The following is an 18,175-nucleotide window of genomic DNA, read 5'->3' on the forward strand; positions in this document are numbered from 1 at the left end:
CAGCGTTCATCCTGAGCCAGGATCAAACTCTCCAATAAAGTTAGTTTGTCTAGCATCTAAAATAAAAATTGACGTTTCACGTTGTTTGTTTCGTTCAGTTTTCAAAGAACTACTTGGTCGCTCATTTGCGACTTCCTTATGTTAACATCTTCGTTTTTCAATGTCAACTAAGTTTTTCAATTTCTTTTTTGTCGTTTTTTGCATTTCCGCATCAGCGACGGTTATTAATTTATCATATAATATCTATCAACGTCAACACTTTTTAATAAAAAGTTCTTTTTCTTACATAACGAATACATTCCTCTGCATTAGCGACTCTTCGAAACAAACAAAAAATGATTTTATATCTTTCTTCCATTGCCTTTTTTACAACGTCATGAATACGTTCATCTTCAAAATCAAATAAAAGTTCTTCTAACTCTCTCTTCAATATATATTCCATTTCTTTTTTCTCTTCTTTCGTTAACATAAACCCAAGCAAATCATCACCTCAATCATTTCTTCCAGAGCAATAAACCTTAAGCCCATTTTCATTTAACAAAATCCTACCATCCATTATATCCACTACTTACGATATTAATCCCTTGTTCTCTTTTTTATATTTACAGCATATATGTAACTGAAAAGGATTGGACAAAGGGGCGTAATATTATGTTTTTCTTTTTTATTACGAGTAAAAGAAACTTTAAACACATTAGCTTAATAGTGATACTTTCCTTATTTACAGCATGGCTACTCTTTTTGAAAACATATTCACACGAGTCTGCTTTCTCAACCGCTACAGGACCTAAAGTTATTTACAAAGGCGACACCTCTAAAAAACAAGTTGCATTCACGTTTGATATTAGTTGGGGAGACAAAAAAGCAATTCCAATCCTTGATACACTTAAAGAAAGAGATATTAAGAATGCAACCTTCTTCCTTTCTGCTGCATGGGCAGAAAGACACCCTGATGTTGTTGAACGCATCATAAAAGATGGACATGAAATCGGTAGTATGGGTTATAATTACACGTCCTACACTTCTCTAGAGGCAAATGAAATACGAAAAGATCTTCTGCGAGCACAAGATGTTTTTACAAAACTCGGTGTGAAACAAATTAAACTATTGCGTCCACCTAGTGGAGACTTTAACAAGGCAACACTTAAAATAGCAGAATCACTCGGATACACTGTCGTTCATTGGAGTAATAACTCAAACGATTGGAAAAACCCTGGCGTAAACAATATCGTTTCCACCGTCTCTAATAATTTAAAAGGTGGAGATATCGTCTTATTACATGCATCCGATTCTGCTCTTCAAACAAATAAAGCTTTACCACTGCTTCTACAGAAATTAAAGAGTGACGGCTATGAGCAAATATCCGTATCACAACTTATTTCCAACACAAGTACAAAAAGTAAAGATGTTCAATAATTTTTTACACATAAAAAGCTCTACTACCTTTCATTCAGGTAATAGAGCTTTTTTAACCCGCTATTTTCATTCGTACAACTACCCTGCGTAAAACTCACTTAATTAGGCCGACTTACTCGTCTTTCCAATTAAACGATGTAATATAAGTAACTGATATGCATTACATAATAAAAGTGGTATCACCATTAAATATAACCAATCTGTATCATTAATTCGAAGTGCTGGTACCCACTCAAGAATTGTTACAACGACCATAAAAAACAAAGCTGGTACAAATGCCTTTTTATTCGTTTCCTTACTTTTTATATAAGCAACGATGGCACCAAACATAAATAACACACCAGCAACAAGTATGTTATTCCCTAATGAAACTTCCCCATTTGCAATCAATACCGATCTTAAATACACAAAATCAAATAAAACGAATGCAATAAAGAAGAGCTGGACTATATTCCATAAAGAAGACGATCGGAACATTCCTAGTCCAAAACGGTGGATTGTTAAATAAGCAAAGAACCCCATTTGACTTATCACACTAAAAATAAATCCTACACCCATCAACCAGAAGGAAACTGCCAAAATTTCCTTTCCGTCGGAATTTTGAAAAAATTTAGCGTACTTGTCCCACTCTAAAACAAATCCAATAATGACTGTACTAACCCCACCAAGAAACAACGTCGTAAAAAATAGTCGTACCCACTTGCGGCTATTCACAACACATCCCCCATTATCCTTATATTTCTAATTAAATTGTATCAATGACAATTTCAAAAAGCTAGCCATGTTCATGTATAAATTCCTTAAAGATATTTATATTAAAAAGAGAGAACTGTGCTGAAAGGAGTTCCAACTTATGAAACGGATGCTGCTCGTTTTGACTTCTTCTTTTCTATTTCTTGTACTTGTAGCATGTGCACAAGAAAAAGAAGCAAAGTCCGAACTTGATTATGATCAAACGAAGAAAATGATTGTTGATATTTTAAAAACCGATCAAGGTAAGAAAGCCATTCAAGATGTGTTAACTGATGAAAAAATGAAACAAGCACTCATACTAGATGAAACAGTAGTAAAGAAAACGATTGAAGATGCAATGGTATCCGATAAAGGGCAACAATTCTGGGAAAAGCTCTTTAAAGACCCTGAGTTCTCATCGAAATTCGCTAAAAGTATGGGAAAAGAACAAACAGCCTTAATGAAAACATTACTAAAAGACCCTGAATACCAAGCAGGCGTCATGGAAATTATGAAAAACCCTGAAGTAGAAAAAATGATGTTACAAACGATGAAGAGCAAAGAATACCGTCAATATTTACAACAAGTACTAACAGAAACTGCTGAAAGCCCACTCTTCCAAGCTAAGATGATTGATATTATTAGTAAAGGTGTCCAAAAAGCCGAAAAAAGTGGTTCTGATAAAAAGGAAGCCGGCGGTGAAGGTGGTTCCCAAGAAGGTAAAAAGGAACAGCAGTAAAAATAATAACGATAATAATGAGTGGACAATATATGTATCATCCACTCATTATTATTTTATTTTTGCGCAACAGTTGTTTTATCAATTACCGTTTCAGCTATTGTGCGGTAAATAAGACCTGTCGTATGCGTATCTTCATATACTGACGGCGCAAAATCTTCTTTATTCCAATCAGGTTGTTGAAGCGGGATTCGGCCAAGTACTTCTGTTTGAAGTTCTGTAGCTAATTTATCTCCTCCACCTCTTCCAAACACATATTCTTTTTCGCCAGTTGTTTTACTTTCAAAATAAGCCATATTCTCAACAACACCAAGAATACTATGTTCTGTACGTAAAGCCATTGCTCCAGCACGTGCTGCTACAAATGCCGCTGTTGGATGCGGTGTTGTGACAATAATCTCTTTACAAGCTGGTAGCATCGAATGTAAGTCTAGCGCAACATCACCTGTACCTGGTGGTAAATCTAAAACTAAATAATCTAAATCGCCCCATTCTACTTCTGTGAAGAAATGATTTAACATTTTCCCAAGCATAGGTCCTCTCCAAATAACCGGTGCATTATCTTCTACAAAGAACCCCATTGAGATTACCTTTACACCTAGACGCTCCACTGGAATGATTTTATCTCCTCTTACTACAGGGCGTTTTTCTATCCCCATCATATCAGGTACGCTAAAACCATAAATATCGGCATCAATGATACCAACTTTTTTCCCTAGACGAGCTAGAGCAATAGCAAGATTAACAGAAACTGTTGATTTCCCTACTCCACCTTTTCCACTCGCCACTGCTAAAAATGTCGTTTTCGAATTTGGTGACAATAAAGATTCAGTTTGCTCTTCTTCTTGTTCTGGTGCAAACTGAGCTAATTCCTCTTCTGTAAATTCTGCAAAGCGAAGCCCTACTGTTGCTGCTCCTAGTTCTTTCACTAACTTTACAATTCCAGATTGCAATTGCATTTGTTCCGCTGTACCGGTTTTTACGATTGCAATTTTAACACTTACATGTTCCTTCTCAGGCTTGACTGTCACCTCTTTAATTGCCCCTGTTTCTTTTAACGTTTTATGTAAAAACGGATCTACAATCCCTTCTAACGCTTCCACTACTTGCTCTTTCGTTACCATAATTAGCCCAGCCCCCTGTATGAAAAATAACATAATGTTAATTAAATATATCTCTCTTTACTTTTGAAATAAATGCGTTTACATTTCCAGTATAACATATTTTCGGAAAACTTCGTTAACGAGAGAAACGCAAAAAAATCCTCCTTATTCTGGAGGATTTCCTTTTTCCGTGAAATAACGTAATATACCACGATATACTGCAGCCGCTACCTTTTGCTGATATTTCTCCGAATTTAACATATACCTTTCATTTACATTCGATAAAAAGCCAGCTTCAATTAAAGCGCCTGGTGTTTTCGCATACTTTAATAAATACACATGAGAAATTGTTTTAGCAGAACGATTTGTATTCTCTAAACTCGTTCTCAACTCAGCTTGTATAAATTTCGCAGCACGTTCATTTTCAATTGAAGAACGGTAATAGAACGTTTGTGCGCCCTTTGATCCACTACTAGTTAAAGCATTTAAATGGATACTTGCAAAAAAGTCTACATCGGGTTTATTAATAATCTCTACACGTTTTTTTAAATCTTCTGCTTTACGTCTACTATATGACTTTGTATCTTTCTGTGCTAAATCATAATCTCCCTCACGTGTTAAAATAACTAGCGCACCTTGCTCTTGTAAATAATCTTGCACCTTCTTTGTAATCTCAAGCGTAATATCTTTTTCTACAATATCCTTGCCACCAACAGCCCCTCCGTCTGGTCCACCATGCCCAGCATCTAATACGATTACTTTCCCTGATAAGGGTAAATTCCAAGCCCGCCACGATTTTGTAATTTGAAATTCTTGTTTGACTAAAAAAAACAAAATAACCGCAGCGAGTGCAAAAGAGATAATTCGAATTCTCTTCATACCTTTCCTCCTCCAGCTAGTCCCTCTAATTACTTATATGGGACAAGAGGAAAGTTTATGCTTGTCTTAATGAAGCTTTAATCGATATCTTCTTTCACCTTTTTCATATCCTTCCTGCCACCATAAGCCGATAAACTGCTGGCAAGATTCAAAGAGTAATTCCTCATCTTGTAACTTAATTTCTCGCATAGTCATGCTCGTTAAAAATTGAAATAGTGTTTCCGTTAATTGTTGCTCTTCTTCTAAGGCCCTATATTTCACATCAAAGAACGATTCGCCATAATAGCCAAATTTACTATATCTCGCTCCTAATAAATACGATTCTATCCCTAATTCAATGCAGTAATCTTCATACTGACGATGAAGTTCCTGCATCTGAAAGGCATCTCTAATATTTGAACGTAATGTTTTTAATGATAATTCCCGCAGCATCTTCCGCTCATATTTCAACTGCTTTTCTTTTTGTTTTTCTTGTAAGCTGACAATGACATTCATAGTACTTATAAACCTCCCTAATACGTATTAGTCTAAACTTCTAAAGAAGAAGCATACGCGAGAGGATAGCACTAAAATATTCCAAACTACAAAAATTACAAAAGAGGAATGAAACATAAAAAAACCCCAACCAAAATGGTTGGGGTTTGTAGTTCGCAAAAATTAACGTTTTGAGAACTGAGGTGCACGACGTGCGCCTTTAAGACCGTATTTTTTACGCTCTTTCATACGTGCGTCACGAGTTAATAGACCTGCACGTTTTAGTGTTAGACGGTATTCTGGATCAGCTTTTAATAAAGCGCGAGAAATACCGTGACGAATAGCACCAGCTTGACCAGTGTATCCACCACCATTTACGTTTACAAGTACATCGTAGTTACCTAAAGTTTCTGTTGCAACTAGAGGTTGTTTCACTACTTCACGTAATGCAGCAAATGGGATATAGTTTTCAAAATCACGACCGTTAATGATAACGCGTCCTTCGCCTGGAACTAGGCGTACGCGCGCTACTGAACTCTTACGACGTCCAGTGCCATAGTATTGAACCTGTGCCAAAGTAAGCCCTCCTTTAATTGATTATCCGCGAAGTTCGTAAACTTCTGGTTTTTGTGCTTGGTGTGGATGCTCTGCTCCAGCATACACGTTTAGTTTCTTAGAAACTTGACGGCCTAAGCGTCCTTTTGGAAGCATGCCTTTAATTGCAAGCTCTAACATTTGTACAGGGTAGTTTGTACGCATTTCAAGAGCTGTTCTTTGTTTAAGTCCACCTGGGTGGTTAGTGTGACGGTAGTAAATTTTATCGTTTAATTTATTACCTGTTAAATGAATTTTCTCAGCGTTAATAATAATTACATGATCACCCGTGTCAACGTGTGGTGTAAATGTAGGTTTGTTTTTACCACGTAAAATGGATGCTACTTCACTAGCAAGGCGACCTAAAGTTTGACCTTCAGCATCAACCACATACCATTTACGCTCAACTTCGTTAGCTTTTGCCATAAAAGTCGTACGCATGTGTTTCCCTCCTCGTTATCTTTTCCATAGAAAAAATCTATTGTTTATCTTAAACACGATTTCCTTCCGGGGCTAATCGTGGTTTTAGAAACAATACCATATGTTATGATATACTTTTGAGTTTCTAATGTCAAGCAAATGTTACACCAGGATTAGTTGTTATAGTTTACCTGCCATAAATAAAGCCCATGACCAGGAGCCATCTTTCCAGCAAACTGACGATTTTGTTTTGCTAAAATCTCTGGAATGCTATCCGGATCAAGCTTTCCTTGCCCTACGCTCAGTAACGTACCAACAATAATCCTGACCATATTATATAAAAATCCATTACCTACAAAACGAAAAATTAATTCATCGTCTTGCTCAATTAGCTCGATTTCATAAATTGTTCTCACTTTATCTTTTTTGTCAGTTTTTGCCGAACAAAAAGAAGTGAAATCATGCGTTCCAATAAAATAAGGAATCGCTTTTCTTATAGCGTTTATTTCGAGCGGATATGGATATTGATATACGTAATTTCTACGGAATACATCCGCAGTCTTTGATAATAATACACGATAACGATATTCTTTTCTCTCGACACCGTAACGTGCATGAAATTCTTCTGTTTTTTTCTCTACCTGTGTGATAACAATATCATCTGGTAACATTGTGTTTAATGCATTGTTCCATTGCCACTCTTCAAGAGACAACGGTGTATCAAAGTGTATGACTTGTCCTTTAGCATGAACAGTAGAATCTGTTCTGCCCGATGCCTGAACACGGACAAGTTCCCCTTTATGCAATTTCTGTAAAGCTTTCTCTATTTCTTGTTGAACAGTACGATGCTGCGGTTGAATTTGATAACCACAAAAGTGCATGCCATCATATGCAACCGTACATTTTATTCTATCCATTTCTTTATTCTCCATTACGATCGCACCCATGCCAAAATACAAGCTAAACAAAGTAAGCTTATAATCGTTACTGTATCGCTTGTTTTCCAGCGTAGTTGCCTGAATTTAGTACGTCCTTCGCCACTTTGATATCCACGGGCTTCCATAGCAATTGCTAGGTCCTCTGCACGCTTAAAAGCACTGATAAATAGAGGAACGAGTAGTGAAATGATAGCTTTCATCCTATCTTTTATCGGTCCCCCTGCAAAATCAATACCACGTGACGATTGTGCCTTCATTATTTTACTCGTTTCATCCATTAATGTCGGAATAAAACGAAGAGAAATTGACATCATTAATGCGATTTCATGAACAGGAACTTTTATACGCTTCAACGGCTTTAATAACGTCTCCAAACCATCTGTAATCTCAATGGGTGTCGTCGTTAACGTTAATAATGTCGTCATTAAAATAATAACGAAGAATCGTATAGAAATGTATATTCCTTGCTCTAATCCTTTTTCATGTATCGAAAACCAACCAAGCTGGAATAGTACTTCCCCTTCTTTATTTGTAAAAATATGCAGGAAAAATGTAAAAAGAAAAATCCATAGAATTGGTTTTAAGCCCGAAAGTACATAACGAATCGGCACTTTTGCAAAAAATAAAGCAATGAGTGCATATAAAAATAAAAATCCATATGAAATCGCATTATTTGCTAAGAAAACAACAAATACATATAAAAAGACAATCAGCAGCTTCGTACGTGGATCAAGTTGATGAATAAGAGAATTCCCTGGAATATACCTTCCAATAATCAACTGCTGCATGATTCATGACCACCTTTTCGTAACACCTGCACAACTTCATGAGTAAGATCCTCTAAAGATAAGGTAGCCTTTGGGATTGAAATGCCAAACTTCTCTTCAATTGCACGTTTATACTTTAAAGACATAGGAAGATCCACGCCAATTTTCTCTAGTTCATCAGCATGTGAAAATACTTCCTCTGCACTTCCTTGCAAAAAGACCGTTCCTTTATGCATGACTACAATCTGCTCGGCATATTTAGCAGCATCCTCCATATTATGCGTTACAAGGATAACTGTAAGGCCTTTCTCCTTATGTAGCTTATAAAACATCTCCATAAGTTCATTTTGCCCTTTTGGATCTAGTCCTGCTGTAGGTTCATCTAATACAAGCACTTCGGGTTCCATCGCTAATACGCCTGCTATCGCAACACGCCTCATTTGCCCACCACTTAACTCAAATGGTGAACGTGCTAACAGTTCTGGTTCTAACCCTACAAGTTCAATTGCCTCTCTTGCTTTTTGCTTCGCTTCTTCTACAGATACACCAAAATTAGTAGGGCCGAAGCAAATATCTTTCTCCACAGTCTCTTCAAACAACTGATGTTCTGGGAATTGAAAGACAACCCCTACCTTTTTACGTAGTGGCTTTAGCTTTTTTTCTTTCTTTCCTGCCGAAATGAAATGTTCACCAATTTGAACTGTGCCATTTGTCGGCTGCAATAAACCATTTAAATGTTGAATCATCGTCGACTTACCTGAACCAGTATGACCGATAATGGCATAATAGCCCCCACTTGGAAACGACACGTCTACATCATAAAGTGCGCGTCTTTCAAATGGAGTTTTATATTGATAACGATGTTCTACTTTTTGGAATGTAATCTCCAAAGTTCGTTCACCAAGCTTTCCATTGTAAGATGCGTATTTTGCAAGAGAATTTCATTTCTTTTTAATAATTCTGCTATTTTCACTGAAAATGGTACATCTAATCCAATTTCTTGGAGCATATGAGAGGACTTAAAAATTTGTTCTGGAGTCCCTTCCTCTAATATCTCTCCCTTATTTAAAATAATAACACGGTCTGATTGTGCCGCTTCTTCTAAATCGTGCGTAATTGATAACACGGTAATACCTTTTTCATTAACAAGTTGTCTAACCGTTTCTACCACTTCACGTCTCCCTTGAGGGTCTAGCATTGACGTTGCTTCATCTAATATCAAAATAGATGGCTGAAGTGCTAAAACGCCTGCTATTGCTACTCGCTGCTTTTGCCCACCAGATAAAGAATGAGGCTCATCATTAAGAAAATCTTCCATACGGACTAGTCGTAAGGCCTGATCTAATCTTTCTACCATCTGCTCTCTTGGCATTCCGATATTCTCTAAACCGAAGACAACGTCATCTTGCACTGTTGTTCCAACAAATTGATTATCCGGATTTTGAAATACCATCCCAATTTGTTTTCGAACATCCCATACCGTTTCCTCTGACAAAATCATTGCATCATTTACTGTAATTGTCCCTGCTTCCGGCAAAAACAAACCATTCAATAATTTTGCAAGTGTAGACTTCCCAGAACCGTTTTGTCCAATAACAGATACCCATTCTCCTTCATATAAGGAGAAAGAAACATCTTTTAATGCATAAGTGGCTGCACCAGGATATTGAAATGATATATTTTCTGTCCGAAGTTTCTCTTTTTTCAATACAAGGCACCCTTTCCTTCGCCAAGTAAGCCTATTTTTATATTTAAAAAAAAGGGCCATGACCAGTTTCTTGAAAAGAACTGTCCTGCCCTTTTAATTATCATTATACTAACTCGATAATTACCATTGGTGCTGCGTCTCCGCGACGTGGACCAATTTTTGCAATACGAGTGTATCCGCCTTGGCGCTCAGCATAGCGTGGAGCTACATCAGCGAATAGTTTTTGAAGTGCATCTTGACCAGTCTCAGCGTTAGCTACTTCATTGCGAATGAAAGCTGCTGCTTGACGACGAGCATGAAGATCTCCGCGTTTACCTAAAGTGATCATTTTTTCCACTACAGAACGAAGTTCTTTTGCACGAGTTTCTGTCGTTTGGATGCGCTCGTTGATAATTAAATCAGTAGCTAAGTCACGTAACATAGCTTTACGTTGCGCACTTGTACGGCCTAATTTTCTGTATGCCATTCGTAGTTCCCTCCTTTGTTGATGGGTTTAAATCCTCAGTCGTCTTTACGTAAACCTAAACCTAATTCCTCAAGTTTATGTTTAACTTCTTCTAAGGATTTACGTCCTAAGTTACGAACTTTCATCATATCTTCTTCTGTTTTGTTCGCAAGCTCTTGTACAGTATTAATTCCTGCACGTTTTAGGCAATTATAAGAACGAACAGAAAGGTCTAGTTCTTCGATAGTCATCTCAAGAACTTTCTCTTTTTGATCTTCTTCCTTCTCGACCATAATCTCAGCATTTTGTGCTTCATCAGTTAAACCAACAAAGATATTTAAATGCTCAGTTAAGATTTTGGCACCTAAAGAGATAGCTTCTTTTGGCCCGATGCTTCCATCCGTCCATACATCAAGCGTAAGCTTATCATAATTAGCCACTTGTCCGACACGTGTCTTTTCCACTTGGTAAGTCACACGTGATACTGGAGTATAAATAGAATCAATAGGAATTACTCCTATTGGTTGATCTTCGCTTTTATTTGCATCAGCTGGCGTATACCCACGGCCACGCTTTGCAGTTAAACGCACGCGGAAATGCGCATCTTTTGCTAACGTTGCAATGTGTAAATCTGGATTTAAGATTTCTACATCACTATCGTGAGTAATATCAGCAGCTGTGACAATACCTTCGCCCTGCACATCAATTTCCAACGTCTTCTCTTCTTCAGAGTAGATTTTAAGAGCTAACTTTTTCAAGTTTAAGATGATCGTTGTAACGTCTTCTACTACGCCCTCAACTGTTGAAAATTCATGTAATACGCCATCGATTTGGATAGCAGTAACAGCGGCACCAGGGAGTGAAGATAAAAGAATACGACGTAAGGAGTTACCCAACGTAGTACCATATCCACGCTCAAGCGGTTCAATTACGAATTTACCATATTTAGCATCTTCGTTAAGTTCAACCGTTTCGATTTTCGGCTTTTCGATTTCAATCATTAACTAAACCCTCCTTCAAAACGTCGAAACCCCGGTTAAACAAAGGTATAACCCCTGTCTAACCGAAAGTCCCCCTTAGGCAGTTCCCGATTGTGCACAACAAGCGATGTTTCTGTACGAAATTTCTCGATAATGCATCATATCCATTATAGACAAAAGGGAAAATTCTATACAGAAAAATTACACACGACGACGTTTTGGTGGACGACATCCATTATGAGGAACTGGAGTAACATCTCTAATTGCTGTTACTTCTAGACCTGCAGCTTGAAGAGCACGAATTGCAGCTTCACGACCAGCACCAGGACCTTTAACAGTAACCTCTAAAGTTTTTAAACCGTGTTCCATTGCAGCTTTAGCAGCAGTTTCAGCAGCCATTTGCGCAGCGAATGGAGTAGATTTACGAGATCCACGGAAACCAAGTGCACCAGCACTAGACCAAGAAAGTGCGTTACCGTGAGTATCTGTAAGTGTTACGATTGTGTTGTTGAAAGTAGAACGAATATGAGCTACACCAGCTTCAATATTCTTTTTCACACGTTTTTTACGAGTGTTTGTTTTACGTGCCATTGTTAGTTCAACCTCCTTTACTTATTATTTCTTTTTATTTGCTACTGTACGACGTGGACCTTTACGTGTACGAGCATTGTTTTTAGAGTTTTGACCACGAACTGGTAAACCACGACGGTGACGAAGACCACGGTAAGAACCGATCTCCATTAGACGTTTGATGTTAAGAGATACTTCACGACGAAGGTCTCCCTCAACTTTAATACGATCGATGATATCACGGATACGTCCTAATTCGTCTTCCGTTAAATCACGAACTCGTGTTTCTTCAGAAATACCTGCTTCTGCAAGAATTTTTTCAGCAGTTGTGCGACCAATGCCGAATACGTAAGTTAAAGAAATAACAACGCGTTTGTCTCGAGGAATATCTACACCTGCGATACGTGCCATTACGAATGCACCTCCTTCTGATTAACCTTGTTTTTGTTTATGTTTAGGGTTTTCACAAATAACCATTACTTTTCCACGTCTACGAATAACTTTACATTTTTCGCAGATTGGTTTAACTGACGGTCTTACTTTCATGTCTCGAACCTCCTTAAAGATTACGGAGTGCTATATTATTTAAAACGGTACGTAATACGACCACGATTTAAATCGTACGGAGATAATTCTACCGTAACTTTGTCTCCTGGTAAAATACGAATGAAGTTCATACGGATTTTACCAGAAACGTGAGCCAATACGACATGCCCATTCTCTAATTCTACTTTGAACATAGCATTTGGCAACGTTTCAAGAACGGTACCTTCGACTTCAATTACATCATCTTTAGCCATTCAATAGTTCTCCCTTCATCAAATCAGTAACATTTTACACTGCTCTGAAATCCCGGAGAGCCAGCTACTTATAAAGTGGTAAGGATTTCGTATCCTGCTTCTGTAAGAGCAATCGTGTGCTCAAAATGGGCACACCATTTACCATCTACCGTTACCACTGTCCAGTCATCAGATAGTGTTTTTACATATCGTCTTCCTTGATTCACCATCGGCTCAACACAGATGACCATTCCCGGCTTTAATCTAGGGCCTCTATTTGGTGGACCATAGTGCGGGATTTGAGGGTCCTCATGTAAGTCTTGCCCGATTCCGTGACCAACATACTCCCTAACGATCGAGAATCCATTCTCTTCAGCATGGGTTTGAACCGCATGTGAGATATTTGATAATCTCTCGCCTGGTTTTACTTGTTCTAGACCAAGATACAACGATTTTTCTGTGACATCAAGTAGCTTTTGAACAGATTCAGAAATGTTTCCAACTGGATACGTCCATGCAGAATCTCCATGGTACCCATTGTATTTCGCACCAATATCGATACTGATGATATCGCCCTCTTTGAGCTTGCGCTTCCCTGGAATTCCGTGTACAAGCTCTTCATTTACAGAAGCACATATGCTCCCCGGAAATCCGTTGTATCCTTTAAAAGATGGCGTAGCACCATATTTTTGAATCGTCTTTTCCGCTATTTGATCGAGCTCTTTCGTTGTAATTCCTGGAGTAATGTGCTGTTTTAACTCTTGATGAGTTAAAGCAACGATCCTGCCAGCTTCTCGCATGATTTCTATCTCGCGAGGAGTTTTGCAGATTATCATTACGCTAAGCCTCCGATGAGAACATCGATATCAGCAAATACTTTATTGATATCTTGCTCACCATTAATGCTTTGTAAGTAACCAAGCTCCTCGTAGAAATCAAGCAAAGGTTTAGTTTGCTTAATATTTACATCTAAGCGATTTGCTACAGTTTCTTCATTGTCATCAGAGCGTTGATATAATTCGCCACCACATTTATCGCACACGTCAGCTTTTGCTGGCGGATTGAATTCTAAGTGGTAAGTCGCACCGCACTCTTTACAAATGCGACGGCCTGTAAGGCGCTTTAATAACAACCCTGAATCCACATTAATGTTTAAAACATAGTCGATTTTTTTGCCAAGATCTTTCATAATCTCTTCAAGAGCTGATGCTTGTGCAACTGTTCGTGGGAAACCATCTAATAAGAAGCCTCTTACGCAGTCTTCTTGGCTTAAACGTTCACGAACGATTCCGATTGTAACTTCATCTGGAACAAGTGCACCTTTATCAATAAAGGATTTTGCTTGTAAACCCATTTCAGTTTCAGCCTTCATAGCTGCACGGAACATATCTCCTGTTGAGATGTGAGGGATGTTATACTTGGCAACAATCTGTTCGGCTTGTGTACCTTTACCAGCACCAGGAAGCCCCATTAAAATTAAGTTCATCCTTGTTCCCCCTCAGAGTACATGAGCATGTAGGGAAGACAATACTTCCCACTTACTCACTGCTTGATAAACCCTTTGTAATGGCGTTTTACCAGTTGGCTTTCTAGTTGCTTCATTGTTTCTAAAGCAACGCCGACAACGATTAACATACTCGTTCCACCGATCTGTGCAGATGGAGGAAGATTTCCCAGCTTCGTAAAGATAACTGGTAAGATTGCAATCGCTGCTAGGAAAATTGATCCTACAAAGGTCAAACGATACAAGATTTTTGTTAGATATTGTTCTGTATTCTTACCCGGACGAATACCTGGAACATATCCACCTTGTTTGTTTAGATTCTCTGACATTTGCTCTGGATTAACCTGAACAAACGCATAGAAATATGTGAAGGCTACAATGAGCGCAACATATATGATCATTCCCACTGGGTGAGAATAGTTAAAGTTTGCAATAATCCACTGCGATACATCATGTTTCGGGAAGAACTGTGCAATAGTCGGAGGCGTAATTAAGAATGAAACAGCAAAAATTACTGGAATAACACCAGCACTATTTACCTTAAGCGGTAAATGTGTGTTTTGTGCTCCAGCATAACCACCATTTCCTCCTGTTACACGCTTCGCATATTGAATTGGGATCTTTCTAACAGCCTGTTGAATGAAAATAACACCCACAATAACTGCTAGCACAGCTAGTAAGATCAATGCAACTTTAACGATACTCATGAACAATTGATCTCCGATATTTTGAAACTGTTGCTGATACACTTGAGATATAACACTTGGGATCGCTGCGGCAATACCACCGAAGATTAGGATGGAAATACCATTACCTACACCTTTAGCTGTAATCTGTTCACCTAACCACATTAAAAATGCAGTACCAGCAGTCAGTACCGTAGCAATGTATAAATAAGTGCTCCAACCAGGATTCAAAATTAATTGTCCACCTACCATACCGTTAAAACCGATTGACATACCAAACCCCTGAATAAACGCAAGAACAATTGTAAAATAACGCGTGAATTGCGTTAATTTACGACGGCCCATTTCACCTTGCTTCGCCCATTCCGAAAATTTAGGAACAACATCCATCTGCAATAATTGCACGATGATGGATGCTGTAATATACGGCATGATTCCCATCGCAAAGATGGAGAAGTTTTTCAAGGCTCCACCGCCAAATGTATTTAGAATACCTAAAGCATTTAATTGATCTTGTGCCTTCAGTACGTCTCCATTTGTAAATGGCACGGGGATAAACGTGCCAATCCTGAATACGATTAACATCGCTAAAGTGAATAATATTTTACGTCTTATCTCAGCAACGCGCATAAAGTTGGAGATTGTACGAAACATTAGATCACCTCAACTGATCCGCCAGCTGCTTCAATTGCTTCTTTAGCACTTGAAGAGAACTTGTGCGCTTTAACAGTTAGTTTTTTCTCTACTGCGCCGCTTGCAAGAATTTTAACACCGTCGTTTAATTTGCTGATAACGCCAGTTTCCAGCAATAATTCAGGTGTTACTTCTGTACCATCTTCAAAACGATTTAACGTTGATAAGTTTACAATAGTAAACTCTTTACGGTTAATGTTTGTGAAGCCGCGTTTTGGTAAACGACGGAATAATGGAGTTTGACCACCTTCGAAGCCAAGACGAACACCGCCGCCAGAACGTGCGTTTTGTCCTTTATGACCTTTACCAGCAGTTTTACCGTTACCAGAACCGATACCACGACCGACACGGTTACGTACTTTACGAGAACCTTCTGCAGGTTTTAATTCATGAAGTTTCATTCCCAGGCACCTCCTTATATTAATGAGTTATCCTTAAGCTTCTTTTACAGTTACAAGGTGAGAAACTTTGTTGATCATACCAAGAATAGCAGGAGTTTCTTCCTTAACTACAGTTGAATTCAACTTTTTAAGACCTAAAGCTTCTACCGTCGCACGTTGATCTTGTGGACGACCAATTACACTACGAGTGAGGGTAATTTCTAACTTTTTCGCCATTTGTTTTCCCTCCTTAACCTAGTAGCTCTTCTACAGATTTACCGCGTAATTTTGCAACATCTTCAGCGCGCTTAAGTTCGCTTAATCCGTTCACAGTAGCGCGAATCATGTTGATTGGTGTGTTAGAACCAAGAGATTTCGAAAGAATATCTTGTACACCTGCTAATTCAAGGACCGCACGAACAGGTCCACCAGCAATAACACCAGTACCCTCAGCAGCAGGCTTTAAGAATACTTCACCAGCGCCAAAATGACCGTTGATTGTGTGTGGAATTGTTGTACCAACTAATGGTACAGCGATTAAGTTTTTCTTAGCGTCTTCGATAGCTTTGCGGATTGCGTCTGGTACCTCTTGTGCTTTACCAGTACCGAATCCAACATGACCGTTTTTATCGCCAACTACAACTAGTGCAGCAAAGCGGAAACGACGACCACCCTTAACAACTTTCGCGACACGATTTATCGTAACTACACGTTCTTCAAGTTCTAATTTACTTGGGTCAATGCGATGCATCAATTTTCCCTCCTTTGACCATTAAAATTGTAATCCAGCCTCACGAGCAGCTTCAGCTAGAGCTTTAACACGGCCATGGTATAAGTAACCACCGCGATCAAATACTACTTCTTTAACGCCTTTCTCTACAGCACGCTTAGCAACTGATTCTCCAACTTTCGTAGCAGCTTCAATATTGCTAGTACCGTTAAGAGCAAGGTCTTTATCAAGAGTAGATGCACTTACTAACGTTACACCATTTACATCATCAATAACTTGAGCGTAAATATGTTGGTTAGAACGGAACACGTTTAAACGTGGACGTTCTGCAGTACCAGTAAGCTTAGCACGTACACGCGCATGTCTTTTCTTACGAGTCGCATTTTTATCAGCTTTAGTGATCATTCTTGTCACTCCTTTCTCTCACCTAACGGGTTTACTTAGCAGTTTTACCTTCTTTACGACGAACAACTTCGCCTTCGTAACGAATACCTTTACCTTTGTAAGGTTCAGGAGCACGTACAGCACGGATGTTAGCAGCAAATTCGCCAACACGTTGCTTGTCGATACCTTTGATTACGATCTTAGTTGGTGCAGGTACTTCAACTTCAAGACCTGCTTCCGGAGTCATTTCTACTGGATGAGAATAACCTACGCTTAATACAAGTTTATCACCTTGTTTTTGAGCACGGTAACCAACACCGACTAATTCAAGTCCGCGTGCGAAACCTTCAGTTACACCTTCAACCATGTTTCCGATTAAAGCACGAGTTGTACCGTGTAATGCACGGTGTTCCTTCTGTTCAGATGGACGCTCAACTGTTAATGTATTCTCTTCAATTTTGATAAGCATATCAGCATTGAAAGTACGAGTTAATTCACCTTTAGGGCCTTTTACTGTTACAGTATTGTCTTCTGCAACTGTAATAGTAACACCTGCAGGGATTTCAAGAATCTTTTTACCAATACGAGACATGTGGTCACACCTCCGTTCGTTTTAAATATATATTACCAAACGTATGCTACTACTTCTCCACCAGTTTGTAATTGACGAGCGTCTTTGTCTGTCATTACTCCCTTAGATGTAGAAACAAGAGCGATACCTAATCCGTTAAGTACACGTGGTACTTCGTCAGCTTTAGCGTAAACGCGTAAGCCAGGTTTACTGATACGTTTTAATCCAGTGATTACACGTTCATTGTTTGCACCATATTTCAGGAAAATACGAAGGATACCTTGTTTGTTATCCTCGATGTATTCTACATCACGAATGAAACCTTCACGTTTTAAAAGTTCAGCGATCTCTTTTTTGATTTTAGAAGCAGGAACCTCTAATTTCTCATGACGTACCATGTTCGCATTACGGATGCGAGTAAGCATGTCTGCAATTGGATCTGTCATCACCATGTGTTTTACCTCCTTCCCATTTGTGGGTTTTACCAACTAGCTTTTTTAACACCAGGAATTTGACCTTTATATGCAAGTTCACGGAAACAAATACGGCAAAGTTTAAATTTGCGGTATACAGAATGCGGACGACCGCAGCGTTCGCAACGTGTATACTCTTGTACTTTAAACTTAGGAGTACGCTTTTGTTTCGCTATCATAGATTTTTTAGCCACGTTTTCGCCTCCTCTA

General features: G+C 38.6%; 29 protein-coding genes. 2 read left to right on the plus strand and 27 right to left on the minus strand.

What is annotated here, in order from left to right; all coding sequences use genetic code 11:
- Positions 1–262: 262 nt before the first annotated feature.
- Positions 263–481 carry a hypothetical protein gene (locus MR079_RS10935; protein ID WP_000900296.1) on the minus strand — a complete coding sequence of 73 codons (219 nt, stop codon included), beginning with the start codon at positions 479–481 and terminating at the stop codon, positions 263–265.
- Between the two features lie 170 nt (positions 482–651).
- On the opposite strand from MR079_RS10935, the gene pdaB reads away from it, so the two are divergent.
- Complete coding sequence (pdaB, locus tag MR079_RS10940) at positions 652–1,416, plus strand: polysaccharide deacetylase family sporulation protein PdaB (protein WP_242293988.1); 765 nt, start codon at positions 652–654, stop codon at positions 1,414–1,416.
- A 102-nt stretch (positions 1,417–1,518) separates the two neighbouring features.
- Here pdaB and kbaA read toward each other — a convergent pair whose 3' ends face one another.
- On the minus strand, positions 1,519–2,130 hold the full coding sequence (gene kbaA, locus MR079_RS10945) for a KinB signaling pathway activation protein KbaA (RefSeq protein WP_242293989.1): 612 nt from the start codon (positions 2,128–2,130) through the stop codon (positions 1,519–1,521).
- 139 nt (positions 2,131–2,269) lie between these two features.
- On the opposite strand from kbaA, the gene gerD reads away from it, so the two are divergent.
- Positions 2,270–2,887, plus strand: coding sequence for a spore germination protein GerD (gene gerD / locus MR079_RS10950; RefSeq protein WP_000827521.1), 618 nt, complete (start codon positions 2,270–2,272; stop codon positions 2,885–2,887).
- A gap of 56 nt (positions 2,888–2,943) precedes the next feature.
- On the opposite strand, the gene MR079_RS10955 is transcribed toward gerD, so the two are convergent.
- The 25 genes from MR079_RS10955 to rpsN form a co-directional block, all read right to left on the minus strand.
- Positions 2,944–4,011 carry an Mrp/NBP35 family ATP-binding protein gene (locus MR079_RS10955; protein WP_000256608.1) on the minus strand — a complete coding sequence of 356 codons (1,068 nt, stop codon included), beginning with the start codon at positions 4,009–4,011 and terminating at the stop codon, positions 2,944–2,946.
- A 144-nt stretch (positions 4,012–4,155) separates the two neighbouring features.
- Positions 4,156–4,869, minus strand: a complete 714-nt coding sequence (cwlD, locus tag MR079_RS10960; RefSeq protein WP_000822436.1) for an N-acetylmuramoyl-L-alanine amidase CwlD — start codon at positions 4,867–4,869, stop codon at positions 4,156–4,158.
- 66 nt (positions 4,870–4,935) lie between these two features.
- Positions 4,936–5,364 (minus strand): YbaK family protein, encoded by a 429-nt coding sequence (locus MR079_RS10965; protein ID WP_001101006.1) that lies wholly within the window; start codon positions 5,362–5,364, stop codon positions 4,936–4,938.
- 162 nt (positions 5,365–5,526) lie between these two features.
- Positions 5,527–5,919 carry a 30S ribosomal protein S9 gene (rpsI, locus tag MR079_RS10970; protein WP_000079986.1) on the minus strand — a complete coding sequence of 131 codons (393 nt, stop codon included), beginning with the start codon at positions 5,917–5,919 and terminating at the stop codon, positions 5,527–5,529.
- A gap of 21 nt (positions 5,920–5,940) precedes the next feature.
- Positions 5,941–6,378, minus strand: coding sequence for a 50S ribosomal protein L13 (rplM, locus tag MR079_RS10975; RefSeq protein ID WP_001260793.1), 438 nt, complete (start codon positions 6,376–6,378; stop codon positions 5,941–5,943).
- A 152-nt stretch (positions 6,379–6,530) separates the two neighbouring features.
- Complete coding sequence (truA, locus tag MR079_RS10980; protein ID WP_011039908.1) at positions 6,531–7,274, minus strand: tRNA pseudouridine(38-40) synthase TruA; 744 nt, start codon at positions 7,272–7,274, stop codon at positions 6,531–6,533.
- A gap of 14 nt (positions 7,275–7,288) precedes the next feature.
- Complete coding sequence (locus MR079_RS10985) at positions 7,289–8,083, minus strand: energy-coupling factor transporter transmembrane component T family protein (RefSeq protein WP_001186532.1); 795 nt, start codon at positions 8,081–8,083, stop codon at positions 7,289–7,291.
- Positions 8,071–8,952: an energy-coupling factor ABC transporter ATP-binding protein gene (locus tag MR079_RS10990; protein ID WP_098669537.1), complete on the minus strand. Its 882-nt coding sequence runs from the start codon at positions 8,950–8,952 to the stop codon at positions 8,071–8,073. Before MR079_RS10990 ends, MR079_RS10985 begins: the two co-directional genes overlap by 13 nt.
- Positions 8,928–9,770 carry an energy-coupling factor ABC transporter ATP-binding protein gene (locus MR079_RS10995; RefSeq protein ID WP_242293990.1) on the minus strand — a complete coding sequence of 281 codons (843 nt, stop codon included), beginning with the start codon at positions 9,768–9,770 and terminating at the stop codon, positions 8,928–8,930. The genes MR079_RS10990 and MR079_RS10995 overlap by 25 nt, the downstream gene beginning before the upstream one ends.
- A 103-nt stretch (positions 9,771–9,873) precedes the next feature.
- On the minus strand, positions 9,874–10,236 hold the full coding sequence (gene rplQ, locus MR079_RS11000) for a 50S ribosomal protein L17 (protein WP_000331490.1): 363 nt from the start codon (positions 10,234–10,236) through the stop codon (positions 9,874–9,876).
- A 35-nt stretch (positions 10,237–10,271) separates the two neighbouring features.
- A complete protein-coding gene (locus MR079_RS11005; RefSeq protein WP_000569643.1) occupies positions 10,272–11,216 on the minus strand; it encodes a DNA-directed RNA polymerase subunit alpha in 945 nt (314 codons plus the stop codon).
- Positions 11,217–11,396: 180 nt separating this feature from the next.
- Complete coding sequence (rpsK, locus tag MR079_RS11010) at positions 11,397–11,786, minus strand: 30S ribosomal protein S11 (protein WP_000101799.1); 390 nt, start codon at positions 11,784–11,786, stop codon at positions 11,397–11,399.
- Between the two features lie 24 nt (positions 11,787–11,810).
- Entirely contained in the window at positions 11,811–12,176 is a 366-nt protein-coding gene (gene rpsM / locus MR079_RS11015) for a 30S ribosomal protein S13 (RefSeq protein ID WP_000090788.1), read from the minus strand.
- A 21-nt stretch (positions 12,177–12,197) separates the two neighbouring features.
- The gene (gene rpmJ, locus MR079_RS11020) at positions 12,198–12,311 is read right to left on the minus strand and encodes a 50S ribosomal protein L36 (protein WP_000868344.1); all 114 of its coding nucleotides are present in this window, start codon (positions 12,309–12,311) and stop codon (positions 12,198–12,200) included.
- Positions 12,312–12,346: 35 nt separating this feature from the next.
- A complete protein-coding gene (gene infA, locus MR079_RS11025) occupies positions 12,347–12,565 on the minus strand; it encodes a translation initiation factor IF-1 (RefSeq protein WP_001029884.1) in 219 nt (72 codons plus the stop codon).
- A gap of 68 nt (positions 12,566–12,633) precedes the next feature.
- Positions 12,634–13,380, minus strand: coding sequence for a type I methionyl aminopeptidase (map, locus tag MR079_RS11030; protein ID WP_000582539.1), 747 nt, complete (start codon positions 13,378–13,380; stop codon positions 12,634–12,636).
- Positions 13,380–14,030 (minus strand): adenylate kinase, encoded by a 651-nt coding sequence (locus tag MR079_RS11035; protein ID WP_001048996.1) that lies wholly within the window; start codon positions 14,028–14,030, stop codon positions 13,380–13,382. The genes map and MR079_RS11035 overlap by 1 nt, the downstream gene beginning before the upstream one ends.
- 56 nt (positions 14,031–14,086) lie before the next feature.
- Positions 14,087–15,388 carry a preprotein translocase subunit SecY gene (gene secY, locus MR079_RS11040; protein WP_000490114.1) on the minus strand — a complete coding sequence of 434 codons (1,302 nt, stop codon included), beginning with the start codon at positions 15,386–15,388 and terminating at the stop codon, positions 14,087–14,089.
- Complete coding sequence (gene rplO, locus MR079_RS11045) at positions 15,388–15,828, minus strand: 50S ribosomal protein L15 (RefSeq protein WP_000766083.1); 441 nt, start codon at positions 15,826–15,828, stop codon at positions 15,388–15,390. Before rplO ends, secY begins: the two co-directional genes overlap by 1 nt.
- Positions 15,829–15,861: 33 nt before the next feature.
- Positions 15,862–16,044 (minus strand): 50S ribosomal protein L30, encoded by a 183-nt coding sequence (rpmD, locus tag MR079_RS11050; protein WP_001085234.1) that lies wholly within the window; start codon positions 16,042–16,044, stop codon positions 15,862–15,864.
- A 13-nt stretch (positions 16,045–16,057) separates the two neighbouring features.
- Positions 16,058–16,558, minus strand: coding sequence for a 30S ribosomal protein S5 (gene rpsE / locus MR079_RS11055; protein ID WP_000554646.1), 501 nt, complete (start codon positions 16,556–16,558; stop codon positions 16,058–16,060).
- Between the two features lie 21 nt (positions 16,559–16,579).
- A complete protein-coding gene (rplR, locus tag MR079_RS11060; protein ID WP_000628816.1) occupies positions 16,580–16,942 on the minus strand; it encodes a 50S ribosomal protein L18 in 363 nt (120 codons plus the stop codon).
- Positions 16,943–16,973: 31 nt separating this feature from the next.
- Complete coding sequence (rplF, locus tag MR079_RS11065) at positions 16,974–17,513, minus strand: 50S ribosomal protein L6 (RefSeq protein ID WP_000086558.1); 540 nt, start codon at positions 17,511–17,513, stop codon at positions 16,974–16,976.
- A gap of 32 nt (positions 17,514–17,545) precedes the next feature.
- The gene (rpsH, locus tag MR079_RS11070; protein ID WP_000245511.1) at positions 17,546–17,944 is read right to left on the minus strand and encodes a 30S ribosomal protein S8; all 399 of its coding nucleotides are present in this window, start codon (positions 17,942–17,944) and stop codon (positions 17,546–17,548) included.
- Between the two features lie 29 nt (positions 17,945–17,973).
- Positions 17,974–18,159 carry a 30S ribosomal protein S14 gene (gene rpsN / locus MR079_RS11075; RefSeq protein WP_001085700.1) on the minus strand — a complete coding sequence of 62 codons (186 nt, stop codon included), beginning with the start codon at positions 18,157–18,159 and terminating at the stop codon, positions 17,974–17,976.
- Positions 18,160–18,175: the final 16 nt, after the last annotated feature.

It is taken from the genome of Bacillus cereus group sp. BfR-BA-01381 (assembly GCF_022663555.1).
GTDB classification, from domain to species: Bacteria; Bacillota; Bacilli; order Bacillales; family Bacillaceae_G; genus Bacillus_A; species Bacillus_A pacificus.